A 19,232-nucleotide genomic window follows, 5' to 3' on the forward strand; every position below is an offset into this window, starting at 1 on the left:
GTGACCGCCGCTTCCCACCGGGCCGGGGTCACGGCATCCGTCGTGTCGGTGCCGGCCACGGCACCTCGGGTCAGATCGGCGGCGCCCAGGGGAAGAACGCGACGAACAGCGCGGCTGACGCAACCCAGAAGGCGGCGATGAAGACGACATCCCGGGCCCGGAAGGGTACGAGGTGGCGCTCGGTGCGCTCGGGGTAGGCGCCGAAGGCACGAGAATCCATCGCGAGGGCAACCCGCTCGGCGTGACGGATCGCGCCCGCCAGGAGCGGGACGATGTAGCTCGCCCACCGGCGCACGCTCGCGATCGGACCGCGCCCGCGATGCGCGCCTCTCACCCGGTGTGCTTGGCGGATGATCTCGAGCTCGTGTCCGAAGCGGGGCACGAAGCGGAAGGCGGCAAGCGCGGTGTAGCCGATGCGGTAGGGCACGCGGAGCTGCTGCACACACGCGCGCACGAGGTCGGGGCCGGTGGTGCTGAGCCCGGGAATGAGCGACAGCGCGAGGATCGCTCCCAGACGCAGCCCCGTCGCGAACCCGATCTGGAGCGCGTCGCTGTGGAGGGTCCATGCACCGATCTGCAGCACGGGTGGAGTGTCGGCGACAAGCGCGGCATCCGTCCAGAGTGAGAAGCCGACGCCCAGCACGAGGATCGCGCCCGGGATCGCGAGGGTGAGCACGGCGGCGGCGCGGATGCTGAGGGCGATGCCGACCAGCAGGACGACGTAGGCCAGGGCGAGGAAGGCCAGAGGCGTCGCGAGATCGCGGACGAACACGAGCAGCACGATCGCGGGCAGGATGGCGGCCATCTTCGCGAGCGGATTCAGCGCGTACAGGAACCGCAGTGCGGAAGTACGCGGCGCTGCGGCGTAGGGGTCCTCGGCCACGGATGCCGGGATCACGGTCGATGCGGTCGTCACGGCTCGCCCCCGGGAAGGTCGGCGACGCGCGTGATCGCCGTCAGGGATGGGTGCGCTGTGAGCGGCGCGAGAGCGCGGGCGAGTGGAGGCAGCCGCAACCCTGCCCGGGCGATGAGGTCGGCATCCGCGAAGATCTCCGCCGGCGACCCGGTCGCGGTGACGCGGCCCGCCTCCATCACCGCGACGCGATCGGCGTGCTCGGCCACCAGCTGCATGTCGTGGGTGACGACGATGATCGTCGTGCCGTCCCGGTTCAGGTCGCGCAGGAGTGTGAGCAGCTCCTCGGCCCGCGCGCGATCCTGACCGAAGGTGGGCTCGTCCAGCGCGAGAACGGGGGCTCCCGCAACCAGTGCGGTACCGACCGACAGTCGCCGCTTCTGTCCTCCCGACAGCAGGAACGGGTGCACGTGGGCCCGCTCCCGCAGCCCGAACCGGTCGAGCAGAGCCAGGGTGCGGGTTTCGATCTCGGCCTCGTCGAGCTGCTGGCGGCGCAGGCCATGCGCGATCTCGTCGAACACGGATGCCGCGATGAACTGATGCTCCGGATTCTGGAACACGAAGCCCACGTGAGACCACAGTGCGCGCTCGTCGAGGCGGGCGACATCGAGGCCATCCACGTGGACCGTCCCCCGTGGCGGCGTGAGGACGCCGGCAACCGCCTGGATCAGCGTTGTCTTGCCGGCACCGTTGGCGCCGACGATCGCGAGGAACTCGCCGTCGCGCACGTCGAGCGAGACGTCGCTGAGCACTGCGGTCTTGCGTCGCCGGAGGGTGAGCCCGCGCACCTCGATGCGGGGAGCGCCCGTGCGGCCTCCCGCAACGCCGGCGTGAGGAGAATCGGCTGACACGAGGGGCCCCGGGGCGGCGGAGTCCTCGGCTGAGCCGAGCCTCCTCTGCTCGGCGGAACGGGCCGCGGGCGAGGGCTGGCTGTCGAGGGCGGCGCGCAGCTCATCGGGAGTGACCGGCAGCGGGTCGAACCGGTAGCCGGCCGAGCGCAGCCGCAGAGCTGCGAGCGTCGAGGTGGGAAGCCACACACCGAGCTCGAGCAGCTCGTCGGCTCGATCTCGCAGGATGTCATCGACCGACCCGTCCGCGACGACGACGCCCTCGGCATCCATGACGACGACGCGATTGACGAACGCGACGGCGGCGTCGAGGTTGTGCTCGATGAGCACGATGCCCCGGTCGCCGGATGCCGCGAGCTCGGCCAGCGCCGCGTAGACATCGTCGATACCCTGCGGGTCGAGGTTCGCGGTCGGCTCGTCGAGGACGAGAAGCGGTGCGCCCATCGCGAGTGCGCACGCGATCGCCAGGCGTTGGCGGCCCCCGCCCGAGAGGCGGTCCGGGTTCTCGGATCGCCGGTCCCACAGCCCCATGCGACGCAGTCCCGACTCGGCGCGCGAAAGCACCTCGGGCACCGGCAGCCGCAGGTTCTCGGGGCCGAACGAGACTTCGTCCAGGAGTGTTCCGGTCACCAGCTGCGCGTCGGGATCTTGGAACACGATTCCCACGTGCGTGGACAGCTGCGCGACAGTGTGGGTCGCGGTGTCCATTCCGGCCACCTCCACGCTGCCCGCGATGGCGGCGGGCACCGCATGCGGGATGAGGCCGTTCATCGCGAGCGAGATCGTCGACTTGCCGGAGCCGCTCGGCCCGAGTAGCAGCACGACGTCGCCACGCGCGACCTCGAACGACACGGATGCGGGAGTGGCGGCATCCTCGCCCTCGTGCGTGATCGCGACATCGCGCAGGCGCAGCAGCGGTGCACGCGGGTCGGGAGGCTCGACCCCGCGCGACCCGTCACCGGGCATCGCGTCCACCCGAGCGGGTGCGACGGCTGCGGGGCGCGCTGCGGATGCGGAGGGTGTGGTCACGGGTCCTCGTCGGAAAGGGAAGTATTCCCTAACTTAGTTGACCCTTACTCGACATGCCCCGGAAACGAGAAGGTTCCGAGGGTGCAGTGACCGAGGTCATCGGCGGCGGGCGACCCCGGCGCGCCGCAACGCCACGCCGATTCCGAGTCCCGCGGCCGTCCACGCGACGGGGCCCAGCACCGCGACGATGAGGTAGACGATCTGTGCCCACAGCGGCAGCGAAGCGAGGTCGGCGGCGAACGCGACGACAACGGCAACCAGCACGCCGATGACCACCGCCGAGATGAAGAAGCGCCACGCGTCCCACACGCGGTAGCGGGTCAGCGCCGCGACCAGCTCCTGGATGCCGCCGAACAGGATCGCCGTGCCGAGGAATCGCAGCGCCCACTGCGGCGCCATGGCGCTGGCGACCAGCGCCGCGAAGACATGGGTGAGCAGCGCGACCCACGGCAGCCGGATGACTTCCTGCGCGATGATGCCGGGCAGGACGTGGGCGCCCAGCACGACGCCGTACAGGATCGGCACGGTCACGAGGATGACGGGAGTGACCCAGCCCGCGATGCCCCCGAGCAGACCCGTCGCCACGCCGATCGCGGCGGTCGTGAGGAGCACGCGCGTCGTCAGGACGGAGGTTCGGGCCACGGTATCAGCGTAGTCCCGCGTTCGGGACCAAAGTCTGTGTCAGATCCGCCGCCGGCGACGCGTCAGGCGCACCCCGGGAAGCGGAGGCGCTGGGACCCGCTCGGGCCCGTGGTCCCTGACGTGCCCGAAACGGGCGGCCGAGTTCTCCCAGTCCTCGCGAGCGGCGACGATCTCGTCGTGGGAGCGTCCGACGAAGTTCCACCACATCACGATCTCTTCGGGGAACGGCTCGCCGCCGAGCAGGAACAGTCGCGCTCCCGCCTCGCTGCGGAGGGTGATCGCATCGCGCTGCGTGCCCAGATACAGCAGTCGCGTCGGATCCAGAGCGGCGACGTTCTCGGTTCCAGCGCTGTTCTCGGACCCGGCTCTGCTCTGCGCTCCTGAGGCGTGCCTGCCGTCCACCGTCGTGTCGCCGCCCAGAAGCAGAAGCGCATGCTCCCACTCCGGGCGCAGCGGCACCTCGGCATCCGTCCCGGGTCCCAGCTCCAGCTCGGCGCCCACGATGGGCGTGTGCACGGTCGCGGGCGACGATGCGTCACCGAGGCTGCCGAGCACGACCGTCGCGCTCGCTGTCCCGGCGGCGGTGGGCAGGTCGAGGACGGGCAGCCCGTCGTGCTGCTCGAAGGATGCCGGCCCGAAGCGGGTCGCATCGGGCAGAGCGACCCACAGCTGCAGTGCGTCCAGGTCGACATCCGTCTCGCCCACCGAGTATTCGGAGTGCGCGATCCCCGCACCCGCGGTCATCAGGTTGAGCACGCCGCGACGTACCGTGACGTCGCTGCCGACCGAGTCCCGGTGACGCACCTCGCCCAGGATCGGCCAGGTCACGGTTTGCAGCCCGATGTGCGGGTGCGGTTCGACCCGCATCGTCGTCCGCTGGGGCCCGAAGCGATCGAGGAAGCACCATGCTCCGACCATCGGCAGCTCGCGCTGCGGCAGTGCGCGTGAGACCTGCATGCCGCGCAGTCCCCCGAGGGGAACGTCGCGCACCTCGAGGCTCAGCAGCCGCGGCCCGTCGCAATCGGCCGCGCCCTCCTCGGCGACCGCGGCGTCGGCATCCAGCCTGGTCATCAGGCCGACGCGGACTCGTTCGGCCAGGCGATATCGAGCCCGTTCACCTCGTGCTTCTGCAGGTAGCGGACGACGAACGAGCACTGCGGAACCACGGTCTCGCCGCGCGATGCGGCATCCGTCATCGCCTCCCCGATGAGCTCGGAACCGAATCCGCGCCCCGAGAACTCGGGATCGATCTCGGTGTGCGGGAAGACCAGCCGGCCCTGATCGTCGGCTGCGAACTCGGTGAAGCCCGCGAGGACTCCGTCGAGGCTGATCTCGTATCGTCCCTTGTCGTCGTTGCGCACGACCTCGGGGGTCACATCGGTGTCGGCCATCGCCTGTCCTTTCGTCGCTTCCTCCCAACGTAGGCGGCGGCCCCCGTGTTCCGCGAGACGTCGCGGAACGCGCCGTCCGTCCGCGTCGGTCAGGCAGACTCGGGGGGTGACGACTCGCCCATCGCTTCCGGATGCCCTGAGCGGCGCTGACCCGGATGCCGTCTATGACGCGTTCGTCGCGTGGGCCGAGGGGCGCGGCATCCGTCTCTATCCCGCGCAGGACGAGGCGGTCATGGAGATCGTGTCGGGTGCGCATGTCGTGCTGTCCACCCCGACGGGAACGGGCAAGTCGCTGGTTGCGATCGCGGCGCACGCGGCTGCGCTCGCGCGGGGTGGCCGCTCGTACTACACAGCGCCGATCAAGGCTCTCGTTGCCGAGAAGTTCTTCGCCCTGGTCGAGATCTTCGGTGCCGAGCGGGTCGGGATGGTCACGGGCGATTCCGCGGTCAATCCCGATGCGCCGATCGTGTGCTGCACGGCCGAGATCCTCGCCAACATCGCCCTGCGGCAGGGCGCGGATGCCGACATCGACGCGGTGGTCATGGACGAGTTCCACTATTACGGCGATCCGGAGCGGGGTTGGGCGTGGCAGATCCCGCTACTGATGCTTCCGCGGGCGCAGTTCCTGCTGATGTCGGCGACGCTCGGCGATGTCACACCGATCGTGAGCGACCTCGAGCGGCGCACCGATCGGGCGGTTGCGCTGGTCACCGGCGTCGAGCGGCCCGTCCCGCTGCACTTCTCGTACGAGCGCCGCCCCGTCCACGAGGTACTCGAACGGCTTCTGGAGGAGAAGGAGGCGCCGGTCTACGTCGTCCACTTCTCGCAGGCTGCCGCGCTCGAGCGGGCACAGGCACTGATCAATACGAAGATCGCCTCGCGAGAGCAGCGCGACGCGATCGCCGCCGAGATCGGGGGATTCCGCTTCACGACCGGATTCGGCAAGACACTTTCGCGCCTCGTGCGCGCCGGCATCGGCATCCATCACGCGGGCATGCTTCCCCGCTACCGGCGGCTGGTCGAGACCCTGGCCCAGCGCGGGCTGCTGAAGGTCATCTGCGGCACCGACACGCTCGGGGTGGGGATCAATGTCCCCATCCGCACGGTTCTGATCACGGCGCTGACCAAGTTCGACGGCACCCGGATGCGTCAACTCACGGCCCGAGAGTTCCACCAGATCGCCGGTCGCGCGGGCCGCGCCGGATTCGACCCCTACGGCAATGTCGTCGTGATGGCGCCGGAGTGGGAGATCGAGAACGCCGTCGCGCTCGCGAAAGCCGGGGACGATGCCGCCAAGCGCAAGAAGATCGTCCGCAAGAAGGCGCCCACCGGCCAGGTCAACTGGGGTGAGGGTTCCTTCGAGCGGTTGATCGCCGCCGAACCGGAACCGCTCACGCCGCACCTGCAGCTGACGGCCGCGATGCTCATCAACGTCATCGGGCGCGGGGGCGACGTCTTCGGAAACGTGCGCTCGCTCGTCTTCGACAACCACGAGCCCCGCAGCAGGCAGTACGAGCTCGCCCGGCGCGCGCTTGCGATCTTCCGCACGCTGGTGACGGCAGGCATCGTGGATGCCGGCGCTGACGGCATCCGTCTCACCGTCGACCTGCAGCCGAATTTCGCCCTCAACCAGCCGCTCTCGCCCTTCGCGCTCGCCGCCATCTCGCTGCTCGACCCCACCCCTGCCCCCGCCCCTGCTCCCACCCCTGCCGCCCCCGCCAACTCCGCAGAATCGCGCGAACTCCGCACTTCTGAGCCGGAATCCTCCGAAGATGGCGCGATCCTGCGGAGTTCGGATGCGCGTGCCAGCGCGGGCGGGGCCGGCACGGGACACTATGCGCTGGATGTCGTCAGCGTCATCGAGGCCACTCTCGACGACCCGAGGGCGATCCTGTCGCAGCAGGAGTTCCGCGCGCGTGGCGAGGCGGTGGCCGCCATGAAGCGCGACGGCCTCGAGTACGACGAGCGGATGGCGCTGCTCGAAGAGATCACATATCCGAAGCCGCTCGCGGAACTGCTGGCGCAGTCGTTCGCGGTCTTCGCATCGAGCCAGCCGTGGGTGCTCGACTTCGAGCTCTCGCCCAAGTCCGTCGTGCGCGACATGTACGAGCGGGCGATGTCGTTCGGCGAGTACGTCTCCTTCTATCAACTCGCCCGCAGCGAGGGGCTCGTGCTGCGCTACCTCTCGGATGCCTATCGCGCGCTGCGCCAGACCGTTCCCTCCGAGGCGCACACCGATGAGGTGCTCGATCTGATCGAGTGGCTGGGCGAAGTGGTCCGTCAGGTCGACTCGTCGCTGGTCGATGAGTGGTCGGCGCTCGTCAATCCGGCACCCGACCCCGAGGCGCCGGTCGTGCCGCCCGCGCCGCCGTCTGTGCTGACCAACCGCCGCGCGTTCACGGTGCTCGTCCGCAACGAGCTGTTCCGCCGGGTGCAGCTGGCCGCACTCCAGGACGACGACGCGCTGGCAGAACTCGATCCGGGCGTCGACTGGTCCGCGGCGATGGATCGGTACTACGACGAGCACGACGAGATCCTCACCGGTGGCCCCGCGCGCTCGCCGCAGCTGTGCGTCATCGACACGACGGATGACGACACCTGGCGTGTCGAGCAAGTCATCGACGATCCTGCGGGTGACCACGACTGGCGCATCCGTGCGGAGGTGGATCTCGCGGCATCCGTCGAGGAGGGCACCGCGGTGGTGCGCGTCACCGAGGTCGTGCGGCTGTGAGCAGGGCCCAAGGCGGCCCTCGCCGCGTCGAGGGGGCGGGCTACGGTGGGATGGTGAGCACGCCCGAGGATCCCTACGCCGACGTGGCGTGGGACCCCGACGACCTCGCCCCGCCGCCGGAGGACGAGGAACCGCCAGAGGACTGGGAGCCGCTCATCGCCCCGCCGGGCCGCGCCGCCCCGTCGCCGGCGCGGTCGTTCACGGATGCCGACCCTGTGGCGGTGTTGCGCGAGGTCTACGGCTACGAGTCGTTCCGTGCCGATCAGGCCGACATCGTCGACCACGTCATCGCGGGTGGGGACGCCGTCGTGCTCATGCCCACCGGCGGCGGCAAGAGCGTCACCTATCAGGTGCCGGCGCTCGTGCGGGAGGGCACGGGCCTGGTCGTCTCGCCGCTGATCGCCCTGATGCACGACCAGGTCGAGGCCCTCCGGGCCAACGGTGTGCGGGCCGCCGCGCTGAACTCGACGCAGTCCGCGCCCGAGCGGGCCGAGACCGAACGCGCGTACCTCGCCGGTGAGCTCGATCTGCTCTACGTCGCCCCCGAGCGCCTCTCGGGCGCCGCGACGACGGCACTCCTGCAGCGCGGCCGGCTGAGCGTCATCGCGATCGACGAGGCCCACTGCGTCTCGCAGTGGGGGCATGACTTCCGTCCCGACTACCTTGCGCTGGGCGACCTCGGCGAGCGGTTCCCCGGGGTGCCGCGCATGGCGCTGACGGCCACCGCGACACGCGAGACCCACCGCGAGATCACCGACCGGCTGCGTCTGCCCGCCGCGCGTCATTTCGTCGCCAGCTTCGACCGCCCCAACATCCAGTACCGGATCGAGCCGAAGGTCGACATCCGTCGCCAGCTCGCCGCGTTCGTGAAGGCGCAACCGCCCGGCGTCTCGGGCATCGTGTACGCCCTGAGTCGCAAGAGCGTCGAGCAGACCGCCGCCTACCTGCGCACGCAGGGCGTCGACGCGCTGCCGTACCACGCGGGGCTGGATGCCGGCATCCGTGCCGCGAACCAGCAGCGGTTCCTGCGCGAAGACGGCGTCGTCATGGTCGCCACGATCGCGTTCGGCATGGGCATCGACAAACCCGACGTGCGTTACGTCGCCCACATCGACCTCCCGAAATCGGTCGAGGGGTACTACCAGGAGACCGGTCGTGCGGGCCGCGACGGCGACCCGTCGATCGCGTGGATGGCGTACGGGCTTGCGGATGTCGTGCAGCAGCGCCGCCTCATCGACGGGGGCGAGGGCGATCTCGCGCGCAAACGCCGGCAGCACCAGCACCTGGATGCCATGCTCGCCCTCTGCGAGACCGTCGAGTGCCGCCGCGTGAACCTGCTCGGGTACTTCGGCCAGCCTGCACAGCCCTGCGGCAACTGCGACACGTGCCTCGAGCCGCCCGAGACCTGGGACGGTCTCATTCCGGCCCAGAAGCTCCTCTCGACGATCGTGCGCCTCCAGCGCGAGCGGGGGCAGGCCTACGGCGCGGGCCAGCTCATCGACATCCTGCGCGGGGCCGACACCGACCGCATCCGTCAGCTCGGCCATCAGAGTCTCGCGACCTATGGCATCGGATCCGACCTCTCCGACCAGGATTGGCGCAGCGTCGTGCGCCAGCTCCTTGCCCGCGGCATCCTCGTCGCCCGCGGTGAGTACGGCACGCTCGCGCTCGGTGACGCTGCCGGCTCTGTCCTCAAGGGCGAGCAGGCGGTGCCGCTACGCCGCGACGTCGCCGGGCGCGCGGGCGCCGCCCGGGTTCGCAAGACGGCGGCGGCGGATGTCGCTCCCGCCGACCGCGACCTCTTCGAGGCGCTGCGCGCCTGGCGCGCCGAGACCGCTCGCGAGCAGGGAGTTCCCGCGTACGTCGTCTTCGGCGACGCGACCCTGCGCGCGCTCGCCGCTACTCGCCCGACCTCGGCGGCGGGCCTCGAGGGCATCACCGGCATCGGCGCCAAGAAGAAGGACGCCTACGGCGACGCCGTCCTGGCTGTCGTCGCTGCCCACGCCTGACGCTGCTGCGACATCGCGGTGCCGTCCGCCCTAGGCTGGCAGCATGACCCGACCCGGCACCGCGATCGTCGTCATGGGAGTGAGCGCGAGTGGCAAGTCGGTGGTCGGGATCGAGATCGCCCGTCGTCTGCACCTCCCCTTCGTCGACGCGGACGATCTGCATCCGCCTGAGAACGTCGCGAAGATGTCGCAGGGTATTCCGCTGACGGACGCCGACAGGATGCCGTGGCTCGACCTGGTCGGCGAGCGATTGGCGCTGCGCTCCGCCGGCGGACAGGTGCCCCACGGTGCTGCCGCGGAGGCATCCGGAGTCGTCGTCGCGTGCTCCGCATTGAAGCGGTCGTATCGCGATCGCCTCCGGACTCACGCCCCACATACGGTCTTCGTGCACCTCGCCGGGGATCCCGAGCTCCTGAGTGACCGGGCTCTCGCGCGCACCGGCCACTTCATGCCGCCGGCGCTGTTGCAGTCGCAGCTTGCCACTCTCGAGCCGCTCGGCAGCGACGAGGACGGCGTCGTGATCGACGTTGCCGACGACGTGGCGACGATCGCGAGCCGTGCTGTCGCGTGGGTTTCCCGGAATCGAGCGGCGTAATGCGGGCCTCCCTGACAGCATCCTGAGCGCCCTGTCGCAACGCCACAATCACGCCGGGGGTGCCACTCCGCCGTCGTTGTGCGCATCGTGAAGTGATTTGGGCTGTGTTTGTGGGATGCCTACCGTGGGCAGTGACGTTCCCTTCCCCCTCATCGAGAGGTGATCGCATGGTTGACGCTGTCGTCCGTCCGTCCGAAACCCGCACTGTCGAACCCTGCATCGACCGGGACCTGGTGTCACGGATGCTGTTGGGCACCTGGGCAGATACCCGGCGCGAAGCTCGTGAGCTCATCAAGGACCCCGCCTTCTGGCAGGTGAACGGGCTTCCCATGGAGGAGCACCGCGAGCGGGTCCTCAGCCAGCTGCATTTGCTCGTCGACGCCGGCGGATCCCGCCGCGCGTTCCCCAAGAAGTACGGCGGCCTGGAAGACAACGGCGCCAACCTCGCCGGCTTCGAGGAGCTCGTCCTCGCCGACCCGAGCCTGCAGATCAAGTCCGGCGTGCAGTGGGGCCTGTTCGGTTCCGCGATCTATCAGCTGGGCACCGAGAAGCACCACGACCGCTGGCTTCCCGATGTGATCTCGCTGGCCCTGCCGGGGGCATTCGCCATGACCGAGACCGGACACGGTTCGGATGTCTCGGCGATCGGCACGACCGCGACATACGACCCCGAGACCGAGGAGTTCGTCATCCACACTCCGTTCCGCGGGGCGTGGAAGGACTACCTCGGCAACGCGGCGCTGCACGGCAAGGCCGCGACGGTGTTCGCGCAGCTGATCACGGGCGGCGTGAACTACGGCGTGCACTGCTTCTTCGTGCCGATCCGCGACGACAACGGCAGTTTCCTGCCTGGCGTCGGTGGTGAGGATGACGGAGTCAAGGGCGGACTCAACGGCATCGACAACGGTCGCCTCCATTTCACGAACGTGCGCATCCCGCGCGAGAACCTCCTCAACAGGTACGGCGATGTCGCGCCCGACGGCACGTACTCCAGCCCGATCGACAGTCCCGGACGCCGCTTCTTCACGATGCTCGGTGCTCTCGTTCAGGGTCGCGTCTCGCTCGACGGTGCCGCGACCTGGGCATCCGCGCTCGCGCTCACGATCGCCGTGACCTACGGCAACCAGCGCCGGCAGTTCGACAACGGTGCGGGAACGCCCGAGGTCGTCCTGCTCGACTACGGCAAGCACCAGCGCCGGCTCCTGCCGCGACTCGCGCAGGTCTACGCGCAGGCGTTCGCTCACGACGAGCTCCTGCAGATGTTCGACGGCGTCTTCAGCGGACGCACCGACACCCCCGACGAGCGGGAGGACCTCGAGACCCTCGCCGCGGCGCTGAAGGCTCTCTCGACGTGGAACGCGCTCGACACGATCCAGGAGGCGCGAGAGGCCTGCGGTGGCCAGGGGTTCCTCGCCGAGAACCGACTCACTGCCCTGCGCGCCGATCTCGACATCTACGTCACGTTCGAGGGAGACAACAATGTCCTCCTCCAGCTGGTCGGCAAGCGCCTGCTCTCGGACTACGCGAAGCAGTTCAAGGGCAAGGATGCCGCATCGCTCGCTCGGTTCGCGGTGGGGCAGACTGCCGGCAACGTCGTCCACGGCGCGGGACTGCGCCAGTTCGGTCAAGTCGTCACGGACTTCGGCTCCACGGCCCGTGCCGTCGAGCGCGGTCTCCGCGCCGACCAGCAGCATGAGCTGCTCGGCGACCGCGTGCAGCAGATGGTCGCCGACATCGCGGGGCGCCTGCGTCCGGCATCCAAGATGTCGAAGGCCGACGCCGCGGCCCTCTTCAGCGAGAATCAGGCGGAGCTCATCGAGGCGGGGCGCGCGCACGGCGAGCTGCTGCAGTGGGAAGCCTTCACGGATGCCGTCAACCGCGTCGACGACGCCGATACGAAGCAGGTGCTGACGTGGCTTCGGGACCTGTTCGGTCTCACCCTCATCGAAAAGCACCTGTCCTGGTACCTCATCAACGGGCGGCTCTCCAACCAGCGCGGGGCGGCGGTGACCCGCTATATCGACAGGCTGCTGCGGCGCCTCCGCCCACACGCGCAAGAGCTCGTCGATGCGTTCGGCTATGAGCCCGAGCATGTGCGCGCCCCCATCGCCTCCGGTGCCGAGCAGGAGCGGCAGGACGAGGCCGCGGAGTATTACGCCCGGCAGGCGGCCGAGGGGTCGGCGCCGGTTCCCGAGAAGGTCGCGCGCTCGAACCGGTGAGACGGGGACCGTCACCGCAGACGATGCCCCGCCTCACCGGCTCGTGAGTCCGGCTGTCAGATGCTCCGCGCCGCGCGCTCGATCACGTCGGCGACTGCATCCGGCTGCGACAGGAAGGGCGAGTGGCTCGATCGCAGTCGTGCCGTCTGCGATCCCGCCCGGGCAGCGAGCGCCTCTTGGGCGACGACCGGGAACACGGTGTCCTCCTCGGTGATCAGGTAGGTCGTCGGGCGGTCCCGCCAGGCGACTGCCGTGAGCGGGGCGCTGAACGGCTGCACCGCCTGCGACAGGAGTCGTGCGCTGGCGCGTTCGGACTCCTCTTCGCTGAGGTCGTGGAAGAAGAGCGTGCGCGGCGGCAGTTCGTCGTTGCCCGCCGTCGACAACGCACCCTCGATCTGCCACCAGTCCGGTGCCACGCCTCCCACTGCACCGAGGAGCGTTTCGCCCTCGTCGAGGGCGAACGCCGCGATGTACACGATGTGCGCCACCTTCGGGTCGGTCGCGGCCTGCGTTGTCGGAACGCCTCCGTAGGAGTGAGCGACGACGACGACGGGGCCCTCGATCCGGTCGATCGCGTCCGCGACGGCGCCGGCGTCATCGGCGAGGGTGCGCTCAGCCTTGTCGGGCGCGTGGACCGTCGGCAGATCGACCGTCTCGACGGTCCAGCCTCGTGCGGCAAGGATCTCGGCGAGCGGCTCGTAGGCCCACGAGCCGTGCCACGCGCCGTGAACGAGGAGCAGAGTGGGGCGGGACATCGGTGTCCTTTCTCTTGAACTTCCGTGTGAGGTTCCCGACGATAGTGAGGGGCGAGCCCCGCGGTCAGTGGCATCCCGTGCAAAGGAGTGGCGATGGGTGCAGTCTGGGGTCCGACCCTCCGTGGCTCGACCAGGGGCATGCCCGGGTGGAGCGGTCACGATAGGTTCTGCGAGGCGATCGCCGAGGTGTACGTCGGAGTCCTGCCCCGGCGTCCGCAACGTCCGGGGTTCGACGCGGACTTCGCGACCTACGAGTTCGGTGGCGCGGCGCTCGGCCTGATCGACACCCCCGGCGTCTGGGCCGATCGCACGAAGCACTCGATCACGCAGGTCCCCGACGATGCGTTGTTCATCAACCATGGTGCGACGCCGTGGGGGCTGCGGCAGGGCGGCCTGGAGTGGGCAGCGACACGGGGCGCTGCGCTCGTCCTCGACAACGCTCGGCCCTTCACGGTGACGGTGAGTCCGAATCGGCGGCTGCGGTTGACCTCCCTGCGTATCCCGCGCGCGTTGGTGGAGCCTCGACTGGCCACACCCGGTGTCCTGAATGACGTCCTCGCCCGGGCTGCGGTGGGGTCGGTTCTGGGGACCCAGGTGGGCCTGCTCACCTCCGCCGTTCGGGGCGGGTTGCCCCAGGTCGCGCGCGCCATGGTCGACACCGTCATCGAGATCCTGGACGCCGCCTCGCGCGGGGTCTCCCCGCCCGATCGGGTGTCGACGATGAAGGCGTACGTCGACTCCAGGCTCGCCGATCCAACGCTGAACGCAGCCGATGTGGCGAGGGCGTTCGGTTGCTCGGTACGCACTGTTCATGAGCGCTTCGCACGCGAGGGAACGACCCTGGGGGCCTACCTGCGGACGGCGCGCCTCGATCGCGCGCGGGACCTGCTCCTGGCGGCGGCACCGCGGACGCGCACGATTGCCGCCATCGCGCGGGAGTGCGGTTTCGCGGACACGGGGACGTTCCACCGGGCCTATCGTGCCCGCTTCGGCATCAGCCCCGCGGCGGACGGGCCGTAGCGGCGGCCTCGACATCCGGGGTGTAAAAAATTCTTGACACACCAGTGAGGGCTGCGTAGCCTCGTGTAAACAATTCTTTACACGAGGAGGCGTCATGCGCGCAGTGGTCAATCGGGCATACGGGGGCCCGGAAGTCGTCGTGGTCGAGCAGCGACCGATCCCGGTCGCCGAACCGGGGACGGTGGTCGTGCGAGTCGAGGCCAGTGCGGTGGGCGCGTCCGATGCGGCGTTCCGCGCCGGTGAACCGTTCGCTGCCCGCCTTTTCACCGGTCTTCGGCGCCCGCGGCCACAGGTGCAGGGATCTGACTTCGCGGGAACAGTCGAGTCCGTGGGCGATGGTGTCACGAACGTGCGCGTCGGTGACCGGGTGTGGGGTGCCACTGGCGCAGCCATGGGATGCCACGCGGATCTGATTCGGGTGAGGGCGTCGGGAGTGATCGCGAAGCGGCCCGAGGGTCTGTCCGCCGTGGATGCTGCCGCGCTCGTCGACGCCACCGCCATGGCGTTCCTCCGCGACACCGCGGGGCTCAAGCCTGGTGAGCGGGTGCTCGTCAACGGAGCATCAGGTGCGGTCGGAACCCTCGCGGTGCAGCTCGCCCTCGCCTGGGGAGCCGAGGTGACGGCGGTGTGCAGTGCCGAGCGGGCCGCCGTGGTGCGGGGCTTGGGTGCTTCGCGGGTGTGGGATTACCGCGCCGTCGACGTCGCCGGTCAGGAAGACCGCTTCGATGTCGTCTTCGATGTCAAGGGAAACCTCGGCTATCGGCGTGCGCGTCGGATTCTGACACCGCACGGCAGGTACCTGATCACCGTCCTCACACCGGGTGCGCTCTGGTGGCACATCGTCACGCTCGGCTCGCGCGGCCGTCGCTCCCGCTTTGCCTTCACCGGACTGCGCGGTGATTCTCGCAAGCAGGCGGATCTGGAGGCGACGGCCGATCTCGTGCGACGCGGTCAGCTCCGTGCGGTGGTGGAGGCGACGTATCCGATCGATGCGGCATCGACAGCTCACGCTCATCTGGAGCGTGGCCGGGCGGGGCAGCTCGTGCTGACGATGGTCTGAGCTGCCGTCAGTGTCGATGGCGGCCCATAGAGTGGCGGAGTGATCGAGGATCTGACCATTGATGCCGACGGTCGTGCCCGCTGCGGGTGGGTCGGTGCCGATGCCGAGTACATGCGCTACCACGACCAGGAGTGGGGGGCGCCCCTTCACGGCGATCGCGCACTCTTCGAGAAGATGAGCCTCGAAGGCTTCCAGGCGGGTCTGTCGTGGATCACGATCCTGCGCAAGCGCCCCCGTTTCCGCGAGGCCTTCGCGGGCTTCGATCCGTCCGCCGTAGCCCGGTTCGATGCATCCGACATCGAGCGACTCATGGCGGATGCCGGCATCGTCCGCAACCGCGCCAAGATCGAAGCGACGATCTCGAACGCGCGGCTCGTGGCCGAGCTCGCCGACGGAGACTTCGACGCCCTGCTCTGGTCCTTCGCTACGCAGGACCGCGCCCGAGTGCGCCCCAGAACGATGAGCGAGCTCCCCGCGACGACACCGGAATCCGAGGCGCTGAGCCGTGAGTTGCGGCGGCGAGGCTTTCGCTTCGTCGGGCCGACGACGGTGTACGCCCTCATGCAGTCCGCGGGAATGGTCGACGACCACATCGAGGGCTGCTGGCGCACGCTCTGACGCCTTGCAGAACTCCGACGCCGGGGAGAACGTCGCGCCTGCCCTGACCGGTGAGACGGGCGAGCGATGCCGGGCGGCCTACCGCGCGGGGCCCGCTGCGGCGTCCGGGTCCGTGAGCTCGGGTGTGGCCAGCGCGATCCCCGTCTCGACCAGGTGGGAAGCTTCGTGGTCGACGACCTTCACGATCACACCGCGCCGACCGAGCTCGGCGACGGTCCGGATCTCTTCGCCGACGTTGCGTCCGAGGGCGCGGACGGTCGCGACGACGACGACATCGCCGCGGCGCAGGCGGCCGAACAGCCGCGCGAGGCGGTCTTCCCAGGACTCGAGCGTCTCAGGCGACGGATGCCGAAACCCTTCGATGGGCACACCGAAGCGGGCAAGCGCCTCGCGCTGACTGACTACCGGCGGCATGTCCTCGCGAGAGACGACGACGCCGACCAGACGCGCGTCTGACGGTCGCGCCCGCCACCAGGCGTTGTCGGCGCGTTGCGGCGCGAAGCACGTCGGGCACTCCGCCGCCTGGTGCGCAGCGGAGGACGCCTCGACGGGCCCGCCGTGATCGTCAGTCATGGAGGCCTCCACGGCTATTGTGCCTGACGGTTCGGGAACGCGCGCCCCCGCGATCAGTCGGCGCTCTCCAGCCTGAGCTCGACGTTCAGTTGCGAGGCGTCGAGCTCAGCGAGCGCGCGGCGCAGGGCTGCGCTGCCGTACTGCCCTCCCGCGCTCAGTTCGAGAAGGCGTTCGCGGCGCGCGCGAATCAGTGCGAGCCGCAGCTCGAGGATGTCGCGGGCTTCGTCATCCTCGGCCTCTCCGGCCCGCAGGAACAGCGGACCGACACGGGCAGTGAACTCAGCCTCGAAGGGGGTGCCGTCGCGGCGCGTGAGGGCTCCCTCCTCCGCCGCCAAGAGGGCAGCCTGGTGCATCTCGCGAGCGATGCGCTGCTGCTCGGAACGCACCAGGTTCTCGTCGTCCTCGTTGGACACCCGCAGCAGACGCACCAGGGACGGGAGCGTGAAGCCCTGCAGCATGAGGCTGGTCAGCGCGACGGTGAACGCGACGAAGATGAGGAAGTGCCGGGAGGGTGCGTCCGCCGGCAGCGTCTGCGCCGCGGCGAGGGTGACGACGCCGCGCATGCCCGACCACACGATGATGGTGCCGTGCTTCCACCCGAGAGGGGAGGAGCGGTAGTAGTTCAGATCCGACATCGCACGCGAGATGCGGCGCCGGAACGAGGCGACGCGACGGTTCCATCCCTCTTCGGTGAACCGGCCGCCGCGATGGCCGAACTGCTCGGGACCGCCCGCGGCGATCGCGTCCACACGGTCGGAGATCGCATCGAGCCGTTCGATGCGTCGGGGGTGCAGTCGCCGTCCCTGCCCCCAGACCAGCAGCGTGACGTAACCTGCCCGCACGGCGAGCAGGATGCCCAGGGCGGCCGCGGCGATCCACAGGCCGTGGCCGATGCCGTGGGTGCCGTTGGCGGTACCGGTGACGATCTCGCTCATTTCGAGACCCATGATCAGGAACACGCCGCCCTCGAGGATGAGCTCGACGGTGCGCCACGTCACGTGGTCCGACATGCGCTGCTCGGGAGTGAACCACCGTGTCGCGCCCTGACCCGTGACGATTCCCGCCACAACGGCGGCGACGAGCCCGGAGCCGCCGAGCTCCTCTGTGGGGATGTACGCCACGAATGGCACGATGAATCCGGCAGCTGTCGTCGCGGCCGAGCTGCGCAGCCACGCACGGAGCCTGAGGTTCGCGTAGCCGACGATCGCGCCGAGGACGATCGCGATGAAGACCGCCCAGAAGAACCCGCCGACCGCGTCGATGGCTGGCGGCGGCTGCCCGGTGGCCGAGATCATGACGAACGCCGCGACCGCCGAGTTCAAGATCACGAGTGCGCTCGCGTCGTTGAGGAGGCTCTCGCCTTCGAGCATCGTCACGACACGGCGTGACACACCGAGCCGCTTGGCGACCGCCGTGGCGACGGCATCCGTCGGGCTCAGGATCGCGCCCAGGGCGAGCGCGAGCGGGTATCCGAGATCGGGGATCGCGAAGAAGAAGAACGTGCCGAGCACGAACGAGCTCACGAACACGAGCACGACCGCGAGCCCTGCGATCGGCAGCAGGTCGCGGCGGAACTCCACGGCCGGCAGCGACACGGCCGCGGAGTAGAGCAGCGGCGGTAGCACCCCGACGAGGATCCACTCCGGGTTGACCGTGATGTCGGGAAGGAAGGGGAGGTAGCTGGCGACGATGCCGATCAGCACGAGCAGCAGCGGGCCCGCGACCTTGATGCGCGGCGCCACCCTCGCGGTCATCGCGACCACGAGGACCCCGATGATGACGAAGAGGAACGCCTCGGTCGTCGTCACAGCAGTCCCCGGGCGGCCACCGCATCCCGTTCTGCGACGAGTTCGGCAACTGACGCGTCAATGCGGGCCCGGGCCCGGGCGTCCAGCTCGAGGCCCTCGATGACACGGTATCCGGTGCCGTCGGACGCGACGGGGAACGAGCAGATCAGACCCTCCGGGATGCCGTACTCGCCGTGGGAGACCACCGCGGCGGAGGTCCAGCCGACGCCGGTCGCCTCGTCCCGGACGTGGTCGATCGCGGCGGCCGCGGCCGACCCGACTGACGACGATCCGCGCACCTCGATGATCTCCGCCCCGCGCTTCGCCACGCGAGGGATGAACGTATCGTCCAGCCACGCCCGTGCTGCCTCGTGACCACCGAACCGGGCAGCAAGAGCGGCGCGCGCGGGTGCGCCGTCGATGAGCGCGTGGTCGACGTCGGGGAACTGGGTCGCGGAGTGGTTGCCCCAGATCGTCATCCGCTCGATGCTCGCCGACGGGCGCTCAAGGGCCTGAGCCAGCTGTGCGAGGGCGCGGTTGTGGTCGAGTCGGGTGAGCGCGGCGAACCGTTCGGCAGGCACGTCCGGGGCGGATGCCGATGCGATGAGCGCGTTCGTGTTCGCCGGGTTTCCCACCACGAGCACACGCACATCATCTGCCGCGACGGCACCGATGGCGGCGCCCTGCGGTCCGAAGATCCCGGCGTTGGCCTCGAGAAGGTCGGCGCGCTCCATCCCCGCGGTACGGGGGCGGGCACCGACCAGGAGGGCGATGTTGCAGCCGTCGAAGCCGGTATGGGCGTCGTCGGTCACCTCGACGTCGGTGAGCAGCGGAAAGGCGCCGTCCATCAGTTCGAGCGCGGCCCCCTCGGCGGCCCGCATCCCCTGCGGGATCTCCAGCAGCCGAAGCCGCACCGGCCGGCCCGGACCCAGCATGTCGCCGGCGGCGATGCGGAAGAGGAGGGCGTAGCCGATCTGGCCGCCTGCGCCGGTGATCGTGACGGTGGTGGGCGTCGTTTCGGGAGCCATGATGCAGAGCGTAG

At 69.7% G+C, this 19,232-nt stretch carries 16 protein-coding genes; 7 read left to right on the forward strand and 9 right to left on the reverse strand.

Features of this window, described 5'->3' with window-relative positions; translation table 11 throughout:
- Positions 1-70: 70 nt before the first annotated feature.
- The 5 genes from AC3ENO_RS09720 to AC3ENO_RS09740 form a co-directional block, all read right to left on the reverse strand.
- Positions 71-916, reverse strand: a complete 846-nt coding sequence (locus AC3ENO_RS09720; RefSeq protein WP_434970429.1) for an energy-coupling factor transporter transmembrane component T — start codon at positions 914-916, stop codon at positions 71-73.
- The gene (locus AC3ENO_RS09725; RefSeq protein WP_434970494.1) at positions 913-2,727 is read right to left on the reverse strand and encodes an ABC transporter ATP-binding protein; all 1,815 of its coding nucleotides are present in this window, start codon (positions 2,725-2,727) and stop codon (positions 913-915) included. Before AC3ENO_RS09725 ends, AC3ENO_RS09720 begins: the two co-directional genes overlap by 4 nt.
- A 159-nt stretch (positions 2,728-2,886) precedes the next feature.
- Positions 2,887-3,432, reverse strand: coding sequence for an ECF transporter S component (locus AC3ENO_RS09730; RefSeq protein WP_434970430.1), 546 nt, complete (start codon positions 3,430-3,432; stop codon positions 2,887-2,889).
- Positions 3,433-3,471: 39 nt separating this feature from the next.
- Positions 3,472-4,503, reverse strand: a complete 1,032-nt coding sequence (locus AC3ENO_RS09735) for a pirin family protein (RefSeq protein WP_434970431.1) — start codon at positions 4,501-4,503, stop codon at positions 3,472-3,474.
- Positions 4,503-4,916, reverse strand: coding sequence for a GNAT family N-acetyltransferase (locus AC3ENO_RS09740; protein WP_434970495.1), 414 nt, complete (start codon positions 4,914-4,916; stop codon positions 4,503-4,505). The genes AC3ENO_RS09735 and AC3ENO_RS09740 overlap by 1 nt, the downstream gene beginning before the upstream one ends.
- Before the next feature lie 13 nt (positions 4,917-4,929).
- On the opposite strand from AC3ENO_RS09740, the gene AC3ENO_RS09745 reads away from it, so the two are divergent.
- From AC3ENO_RS09745 to AC3ENO_RS09760, 4 genes are all read left to right on the forward strand, one after another.
- Positions 4,930-7,554, forward strand: a complete 2,625-nt coding sequence (locus AC3ENO_RS09745) for a DEAD/DEAH box helicase (protein WP_434970432.1) — start codon at positions 4,930-4,932, stop codon at positions 7,552-7,554.
- A gap of 53 nt (positions 7,555-7,607) precedes the next feature.
- On the forward strand, positions 7,608-9,563 hold the full coding sequence (recQ, locus tag AC3ENO_RS09750) for a DNA helicase RecQ (protein ID WP_434970433.1): 1,956 nt from the start codon (positions 7,608-7,610) through the stop codon (positions 9,561-9,563).
- A gap of 43 nt (positions 9,564-9,606) precedes the next feature.
- The gene (locus AC3ENO_RS09755; protein WP_434970434.1) at positions 9,607-10,158 is read left to right on the forward strand and encodes a gluconokinase; all 552 of its coding nucleotides are present in this window, start codon (positions 9,607-9,609) and stop codon (positions 10,156-10,158) included.
- Positions 10,159-10,325: 167 nt separating this feature from the next.
- A complete protein-coding gene (locus tag AC3ENO_RS09760) occupies positions 10,326-12,377 on the forward strand; it encodes an acyl-CoA dehydrogenase family protein (protein ID WP_434970435.1) in 2,052 nt (683 codons plus the stop codon).
- A gap of 56 nt (positions 12,378-12,433) precedes the next feature.
- Here AC3ENO_RS09760 and AC3ENO_RS09765 read toward each other — a convergent pair whose 3' ends face one another.
- A complete protein-coding gene (locus AC3ENO_RS09765; RefSeq protein ID WP_434970436.1) occupies positions 12,434-13,132 on the reverse strand; it encodes an alpha/beta hydrolase in 699 nt (232 codons plus the stop codon).
- Between the two features lie 93 nt (positions 13,133-13,225).
- On the opposite strand from AC3ENO_RS09765, the gene AC3ENO_RS09770 reads away from it, so the two are divergent.
- The 3 genes from AC3ENO_RS09770 to AC3ENO_RS09780 all read left to right on the forward strand — a co-directional run bounded on the left by AC3ENO_RS09770 (position 13,226) and on the right by AC3ENO_RS09780 (position 15,830).
- Complete coding sequence (locus tag AC3ENO_RS09770; RefSeq protein WP_434970437.1) at positions 13,226-14,152, forward strand: AraC family transcriptional regulator; 927 nt, start codon at positions 13,226-13,228, stop codon at positions 14,150-14,152.
- A gap of 94 nt (positions 14,153-14,246) precedes the next feature.
- A complete protein-coding gene (locus tag AC3ENO_RS09775) occupies positions 14,247-15,212 on the forward strand; it encodes an NAD(P)-dependent alcohol dehydrogenase (protein WP_434970438.1) in 966 nt (321 codons plus the stop codon).
- A 42-nt stretch (positions 15,213-15,254) separates the two neighbouring features.
- Positions 15,255-15,830: a DNA-3-methyladenine glycosylase I gene (locus AC3ENO_RS09780; RefSeq protein ID WP_434970496.1), complete on the forward strand. Its 576-nt coding sequence runs from the start codon at positions 15,255-15,257 to the stop codon at positions 15,828-15,830.
- Positions 15,831-15,908: 78 nt separating this feature from the next.
- Here AC3ENO_RS09780 and AC3ENO_RS09785 read toward each other — a convergent pair whose 3' ends face one another.
- Genes AC3ENO_RS09785 through AC3ENO_RS09795 form a run of 3 tightly spaced genes read right to left on the reverse strand, consistent with a single transcriptional unit; the run spans position 15,909 to position 19,218 of the window.
- The gene (locus AC3ENO_RS09785; RefSeq protein ID WP_434970439.1) at positions 15,909-16,403 is read right to left on the reverse strand and encodes a recombinase family protein; all 495 of its coding nucleotides are present in this window, start codon (positions 16,401-16,403) and stop codon (positions 15,909-15,911) included.
- A 53-nt stretch (positions 16,404-16,456) separates the two neighbouring features.
- Positions 16,457-18,211: a cation:proton antiporter gene (locus AC3ENO_RS09790; RefSeq protein WP_434970440.1), complete on the reverse strand. Its 1,755-nt coding sequence runs from the start codon at positions 18,209-18,211 to the stop codon at positions 16,457-16,459.
- The gene (locus AC3ENO_RS09795; protein ID WP_434970441.1) at positions 18,208-19,218 is read right to left on the reverse strand and encodes a malate dehydrogenase; all 1,011 of its coding nucleotides are present in this window, start codon (positions 19,216-19,218) and stop codon (positions 18,208-18,210) included. The genes AC3ENO_RS09790 and AC3ENO_RS09795 overlap by 4 nt, the downstream gene beginning before the upstream one ends.
- Between the last annotated feature and the right edge of the window lie 14 nt (positions 19,219-19,232).

The sequence above is a fragment of the Microbacterium sp. bgisy207 genome (genome assembly GCF_057706855.1).